General features: G+C 68.2%; 5 protein-coding genes and 1 pseudogene. 4 read left to right on the forward strand and 2 right to left on the reverse strand.

Going from position 1 to position 6,510, the window contains the following annotated elements:
• The 4 genes and pseudogenes from N7333_RS23515 to N7333_RS23530 form a co-directional block, all read left to right on the forward strand.
• Positions 1-83 (forward strand): annotated as a pseudogene (locus N7333_RS23515) (6-phosphogluconolactonase); the annotation flags it as partial.
• A 1-nt stretch (position 84) separates the two neighbouring features.
• Positions 85-756: a bifunctional 4-hydroxy-2-oxoglutarate aldolase/2-dehydro-3-deoxy-phosphogluconate aldolase gene (locus N7333_RS23520; protein WP_129483823.1), complete on the forward strand. Its 672-nt coding sequence runs from the start codon at positions 85-87 to the stop codon at positions 754-756.
• Between the two features lie 114 nt (positions 757-870).
• Positions 871-1,734, forward strand: a complete 864-nt coding sequence (locus tag N7333_RS23525; protein WP_129483824.1) for an aldo/keto reductase — start codon at positions 871-873, stop codon at positions 1,732-1,734.
• A gap of 190 nt (positions 1,735-1,924) precedes the next feature.
• Positions 1,925-3,847 carry a methyl-accepting chemotaxis protein gene (locus N7333_RS23530; protein ID WP_129483825.1) on the forward strand — a complete coding sequence of 641 codons (1,923 nt, stop codon included), beginning with the start codon at positions 1,925-1,927 and terminating at the stop codon, positions 3,845-3,847.
• Positions 3,848-3,963: 116 nt separating this feature from the next.
• On the opposite strand, the gene N7333_RS23535 is transcribed toward N7333_RS23530, so the two are convergent.
• On the reverse strand, positions 3,964-4,887 hold the full coding sequence (locus N7333_RS23535) for a MalM family protein (RefSeq protein ID WP_129483826.1): 924 nt from the start codon (positions 4,885-4,887) through the stop codon (positions 3,964-3,966).
• 125 nt (positions 4,888-5,012) lie between these two features.
• Positions 5,013-6,284 (reverse strand): maltoporin, encoded by a 1,272-nt coding sequence (locus N7333_RS23540; RefSeq protein WP_012019253.1) that lies wholly within the window; start codon positions 6,282-6,284, stop codon positions 5,013-5,015.
• Between the last annotated feature and the right edge of the window lie 226 nt (positions 6,285-6,510).

A 6,510-nucleotide genomic window follows, 5' to 3' on the forward strand; every position in this document is an offset into this window, starting at 1 on the left:
AGGCGCTGGCGCCCGGCGAGGTGGCGAGCATGCCGATCCGCGCCTTCCTGCATTCCCCTCTCGAAATCTATTGGTGCCCCTGACATGACCAGCCCCAACGAAGGCCAGCGCGCGCGCATGGCCGAACACATCGCCGAGATCGACCGCATCTGCGCCCAGGCGCGGATCATGCCGGTGATCACCATCGCCCGCGAGGCGGACATCCTGCCGCTGGCCGACGCGCTGGCCGCCGGTGGCCTGCGCGTGCTGGAGGTGACCCTGCGCTCCGAGCACGGCCTGGAGGCGATCCGTCGCCTGCGCGCCGAGCGTCCCGAGCTGTGCGTCGGTGCCGGCACCGTGCTCGACGAGCAGATGCTGGCCGCTGCCATCGAGGCCGGCGCCCAGTTCATCGTCACCCCGGGCAGCACCCGCGAGCTGCTGCTGGCCGCCCTGGACAGCCCGGTACCGCTGCTGCCGGGCGTGAGCAGCGCCTCCGAGCTGATGGTCGGCTACGCCCTCGGCTATCGCCGCTTCAAGCTGTTCCCGGCCGAGGTCTGCGGCGGCGTCGCCGCGCTCAAGGCGCTGGCCGGTCCGTTCGGCGGCGTGCGTTTCTGCCCCACCGGCGGCATTGGCCCGGACAACCTGCAGCGCTACATGGCCCAGCCCAACGTGATGTGCGTCGGCGGCACCTGGATGTTCCAGCGCGAATGGGTCGAGCAGGGCGATTGGGCGCGTATCCAGCAGTGCAGCACCGAGGCGTTGCAGTTGTTGGGCTGAAATCTCTGATCGGCCTAGTGGTGCGCATAGCGCACCCTACGATTCGTCACTATCCCGCAGGGTGTCGCGGGGCCGCCCAGGCCGTGCGCACCACCGGTTACCTGGAATCCTCTTATGACCGCATTTCCGATCCAGCAACCCCTGCTGCTGGGCATGATGCGCCTGCTTGAATGCGCCGAGCTGGACACGCCGCAGGCGCTGCTCGGCTTTATCGAGCGCAGCGTCGAGCGTGGCCTCAATGGCTTCGATCACGCCGATATCTACGGTCTGGGCGAATGCGAGGCGCGTTTCGGCGCGGCACTGCGTCTGCGCCCGCAACTGCGAGCGCAGCTGCAACTGATCAGCAAGGCCGACATCGTGCCGGCGGCGCAGGACGTCTCGCGCTGGCGGGTCAAGCACTACAACACGGCGGCGAGCTACCTGACCCGGGCAGTGGACGCCTCGCTGCAGCGCCTGGGCGTCGAGCGGCTGGACGGCTTTCTGCTGCATCGTCCCGACCCGCTGCTGCAGGCCGAGGAAGTGACGCGCGCCCTGCAGGCGCTGGTGGCGGCGGGCAAGGTCGGTTGGCTCGGCCTGTCCAATGCCGAGCCGCTGCACTGGCAGGTGCTCGGCCGCGAGCTGGAGCTGCGCTGCAACCAGATCGAGCTGTCGCTCAGTGCCCAGCAGGCGGCCTGGGACGGCCGTCTGCAGGCGCTGCAGGCCGATGGCTTGCAGGTGCTGGCCTGGTCGCCGCTGGCCGGCGGCCGTTTCGCCCCGGCGCTGCAGCAGGCGCTGGAGGAGGTGGCGACGGCGCTGCAGGCAACGCCGCTGCAGGTTGCCCTGGCCTGGCTGCGCCGCCTGCCGGGACGCCCGGTGCCGATTCTCGGCAGCCTGCGCGAGGCACGTATCGAAGAGGCGCTGGCCGGCGCCGAGCTGCAGCTCGATGCGCCGACCTGGTTCTACCTCAGCGAGGCGGCCCGCGGCCAGCGCGCGCCCTGAAGAACCCGCCCCGGCGTACCGGGGCGGGTACGCGCAGCCGCCGCAGGCGGATGATTTTTCACGAAATTTCACCTGCCGGTGTGCCCAGGGCAGCGCGCGGAGCGTCAGCACAGCCCCTGTGCTGGCTCTACAAAAACAATTCTCCAGCTAAACCCGAACCGCCTGTCATCCGAACAGTTGGAGAATTGTCATGAACACCTGGTTTGCCAACCTCAGCGTCACCCGCAAGCTCGCGCTCGGCTTCGGCCTGGTGCTGGCCCTTACCCTGGCGCTGGCCTGGACCGCCTGGAGCGGCCTGGGCAGCGTCATCCAGCGCAGCACCTGGATGAGCGAGATCTCCCAGCTCAACACCACCCTGACCAACCTGCGCATCGCCCGTCTGCAGTTCATGCTGGCCAAGGGCGACGCCCCCAGCAGCGAGCGGCTGCTGACCAACCTCGACATCTATCTGCAGCAGCAGAAGAAGCTGCTCGGCACCTTCACCAACCCGGTGAACGTCAAGCTGCTGCAGGAGCAGGACCGCTACAACCAGGACTACCAGCGCTCGCTGGCCGGCATGCGTGCCGCCTACGCCGCGGCCGACGAGGCGCGGCGCAAGGTGCTGGCGGAAGATCAGCAGCTCGGCGAACTGCTCGCCGCCATGCAGCGCAGCGTGCAGCTGCTGCCGGAATACGACAGCAGCCGTTTCGCCCAACTGCAGGCGCTGACCCACACGCAGGCCGAACTGCTGCGTCTGCGCTACCTGCTCGAGCGTTACGAGAGCACCCCCGATGCACAGACCGAGCAGGCCCTGGCCGAGCGCATCGCCGCTGCCCGCGCCAGCCTCGGCGCGCTGCAGCAGGCCTTCGGTAGCGCCCAGCAGGATGCGGTGCAACGCATCGCCGCGGCGCTGGGCCAGTTCGAGCAGACCATGCAGGCGTTCAAGAACGCCACCGCCGACATCGCCCGCACCCGCCAGGAGATGACCGACCAGCAGGGCGAGATCGTGCGCATCAGCGAGGCACTGTACAAGTTCCAGATGGAGCGCATGGCCATCGAGAGCGCCCAGGCGCGCAGCCTGCAGATCGGTGCCACGCTGCTGGCCATGCTCTTCGGCGTGCTGGCCGCGTGGATCATCACCCGCCAGATCACCCGTCCGCTGCAGGACACCCTGGGCGCGGTGCAGCGCATCGCCGATGGCGACCTGACCGCCAGCGTGCGGGTCGACCGTCGCGACGAGATGGGTCAGCTGCAGCAGGGCATCCAGCACATGGCCACGACCCTGCGCGAGTTGATCGGCGGCATCCGTGACAGCGTCACCCAGATCGCCAGCGCCGCCGAGGAGCTGTCGGCCGTCACCGAGCAGACCAGCGCCGGCGCCAACAGCCAGAAGAGCGAGACCGACCAGGTGGCCACCGCCATGCACGAGATGTCGGCCACCGTGCAGGAAGTGGCGCGCAACGCCGAGCAGGCCTCGCAGGCGGCCAACGACGCCGACGGCCAGGCGCGCCTGGGCGATCAGGTGGTGGCCGAGGTGATCGTGCAGATTGAGCGCCTGGCCGCCGAGGTCAGCCGCTCCAGCGAGGCGATGCACGGCCTGCAGCAGGAGAGCGACAAGATCGGCAGCGTGATGGACGTGATCAAGTCGGTGGCCGAGCAGACCAACCTGCTGGCGCTCAACGCGGCCATCGAGGCGGCGCGTGCCGGCGAGGCGGGACGCGGTTTCGCCGTGGTCGCCGACGAGGTGCGCGGCCTGGCGCAGCGCACGCAGAAATCCACCGAGGAGATCGAGGCGCTGATCGCCGGGCTGCAGAGCGGTACCCAGCAGGTGGCGGCGGTGATGCGCAACAGCCGCAACCTCACCGACAGCAGCGTCGAGCTGACGCGCAAGGCCGGCGACTCGCTGGGCAGCATCACCCTGGCGGTGTCCAACATCCAGTCGATGAACCAGCAGATCGCTGCCGCTGCGGAAGAGCAGAGCGCGGTGGCCGAGGAGATCAGCCGCAGCATCCTCAGCGTGCGCGACGTCTCCGAGCAGACCGCCACCGCCAGCGACGAGACGGCCAAGTCCTCGGCCGAGCTGGCGCGTCTGGGCGGGCAGTTGCAGGCGATGGTCAGCCGCTTCCGCGTGTAGTGCGCGACGGTGCGCGCGGCGCACCCCAGGTTCGAAAAAAAAGGCGGCCGAGGCCGCCCGAATTTCCCTGGAGGGGATTGGAGAGTGGGGCCGCTCAGCACGGCCCCGCCGTGACCTCAGCGGATCTGGATGCGTTCGAGCAGATAGGCCTTGGCACTGGCGTCGCCGACCCGCGCGGCTTCGTCGGCCAGGCGCAGGGCGCGTTCGAGGTCCTTGCTCGCCAGCGCGGCGTCGATGCCCTGGCGGTAGTAGGCCTGGGTTTCCGGCAGCACCGCCGGGGCCGGCACGCTGGGCAGCTGGTTGCCCATCTCGCGGCCGATGCTGAACGGCGGCACATAGGTGTTGGCCTGCTGGCCGGCCACCTTGTCCTCGATCAGCACCATCTTGATCACCCCCACCGGCGCATGCTTGGCCACCGGGTCGGGAATGTTCGGCGCCTCGTTGCCGAGGGCGCGGGCGAAGGCCTTGGCCGGATGTTCGATGACGGTCTGGCCGCGCATCTGCGCCTCGCTGGTGTAGAGCACCAGGTAGTGTTCGTTGCCCGGATTGTCCGGATACAGGCGGTCGACGCGCAGGCGCGCGTCCAGGCTGTCGCCCTTGAGCCCGGAGGCCGGGGCGTAGACGAAGTCCTCGGCGCCGAGCAGGCGGGTGACGCGGAACTGGCTGTCGAGCAGCATGGCGTTGGGCGCCAGCACCGTGTCGCCGGCCTGGCTGTACAGGCGGATCTCGAACGACTTGCTGGCGGCCGGCAGCTGGAAGGCACGGAAAAAACTCTTGCCGCTGTCGAAGGCGAACGCCGGGGCGCTGGCGTCGATGCGCACCTCGCCGCTGAAGTTCGCCGGGATCGGCTGGTAGGGCAGCTCGCGCAGCGAGGCGCAGCAGGATGGCGCGGCGACCAGAGCCTGTTCGGCGCTGCCGGCGGAGGTCTGCAAAGGGGCCGGACTGCTGCTCAGGGCATCGATGCGGCGCAGCGGCTCGCTGGCGCAGCCGGTTAGCAGAACGGTGAGCAGCGCGAGGCTGGCGATCTTGAACGGTGGCATGGGTTATTCCTCTTTTTATGTCACGCCTGGTAAAAGGCCCCGGCCTATTGCAGAACCGGGGCAAGGACCACAGGAGCAGCGTTACGGTATTGCCGGGCATCCGGATGCAACGGATGCCCGAGCGCTTACCACCAGGCTTCGGCCTGGACGCCAAAGGTGAGGCCGTTGTCGTCGCCGGCATCGATGGATTCGCTGGCGGCGTTGTACTTGCCGCCGTCCCACATGGCGTAGGTGGCGAACACACGGATCTGCGGACGCGCCCAGAAGCTGCGGCCGGCCGACCACTGCTGGGCCAGGGTGACTTTCTTCAGGTCGCGGGACTTCTCGCCCTTGGCCTGCGGGTCGATATGGTCGTAGCCGAACTCCAGCGCGGTGCTCATGGTGTTGGTCCACTTGTACACCGGGCGCACGCCGAACGAGGTCCAGGTCTGCCCGGAGTCGTTGTCGAAGTCCTTATCCTCGTAGATCTGCACGTACATCATCTCGATGTCGTCGGAGAGGCCGACCACGCCCTGGTTGACCAGGCGGAACATCTTGCCGTCGCTGTTGCCGGTGCTGTTGCGCCCGGTGCTGCCGATGATGCCGTCGGTGCCGTACTGCAGGGCGAGCTTGTTGAAGCCGCCGAACCAGTTGCCCTGGATGTGCTGCACGGTGACCAGATGACCCTTCTGGTTGGTGTAGCCGGGGTCATCCTTCTGCTGTTCGGTGAGGTTGGCCTTGCCGTAGTCGTAGCCGAGCTCCAGTTTGCCGTCGGTGTTGAAGTCGATGTCGGTCAGGCGCAGGTCGAGGGTGTCGTTGGCCACGTTGGTGCCGGTGCCGGTGCCTTCGTAGACCCAGTCGCCATCGGTGTTGCGCATCCAGGCCACGTGCGCCTTGGCGAAGCCCAGGTCGATGTCCTCGATGCCGGCGCCGGGGCCGGAAACGTCCCAGTAGTAGTAGTCGTTGATGTGCACGTCGTTGCGCTTGTAGTAGCGCTTGCCGGCCCACAGGGCGGCGCCGGGCAGGGCCGGCAGGAAGTTCTTGGCCTGCACGTTGAACTGGCGGATCGAGCTGGTGCCGTTGGCGTACGGGTTGCTGTCGCCGTCGGTGGCCTCCCAGTCGTTAGCCTGGTCCGATTTGTAGGCGATCATGCTGTCGATATAGAAGCTCTGCTCGCCTTCCTTCCACACCTCGTGGCCGAGACCGATCTCGGCGTAGGTCTCGCACTCGTTGCCGAGACGGTACTTGGCCGGCGCGCCGGCAGCCTGGAAGCAGGCCTGGTCGCCGCCACCGGCGGTGGCACCGATGCCGGAGCGCAGATAGCCGTGGAAGTCCACGGCCAGGGCCGGGGTGGCCAGCAGCATGGCGACGAGCAGGGCGCTGGGACGCAGCAGCTGGGCGGGTTGCATGGTGTTCATCGTGGGGTCCTTTTTTCTTGTTGGATTCGGAGTCGGACTTACTGGGCGGCGCGACCGGGCCGGGCAGTGGGCCCCGGTGGCGACTGCGGGCAAGAGTCGGGTAAGGCCAGGTGCCGCCACATCCTCCCTTGCAGGAATTTTTCGAGGCGGAGCGGCGAGGCGTAGCGAAGCGGCCGGGGGATGGTGGGCAGGGCGCATTTCTACGCCTGCGCCCTACGCCGGGAAA

The organism is Pseudomonas sp. GD04158 (genome assembly GCF_029834875.1).
Taxonomy (GTDB): domain Bacteria; phylum Pseudomonadota; class Gammaproteobacteria; order Pseudomonadales; family Pseudomonadaceae; genus Aquipseudomonas; species Aquipseudomonas hydrolytica.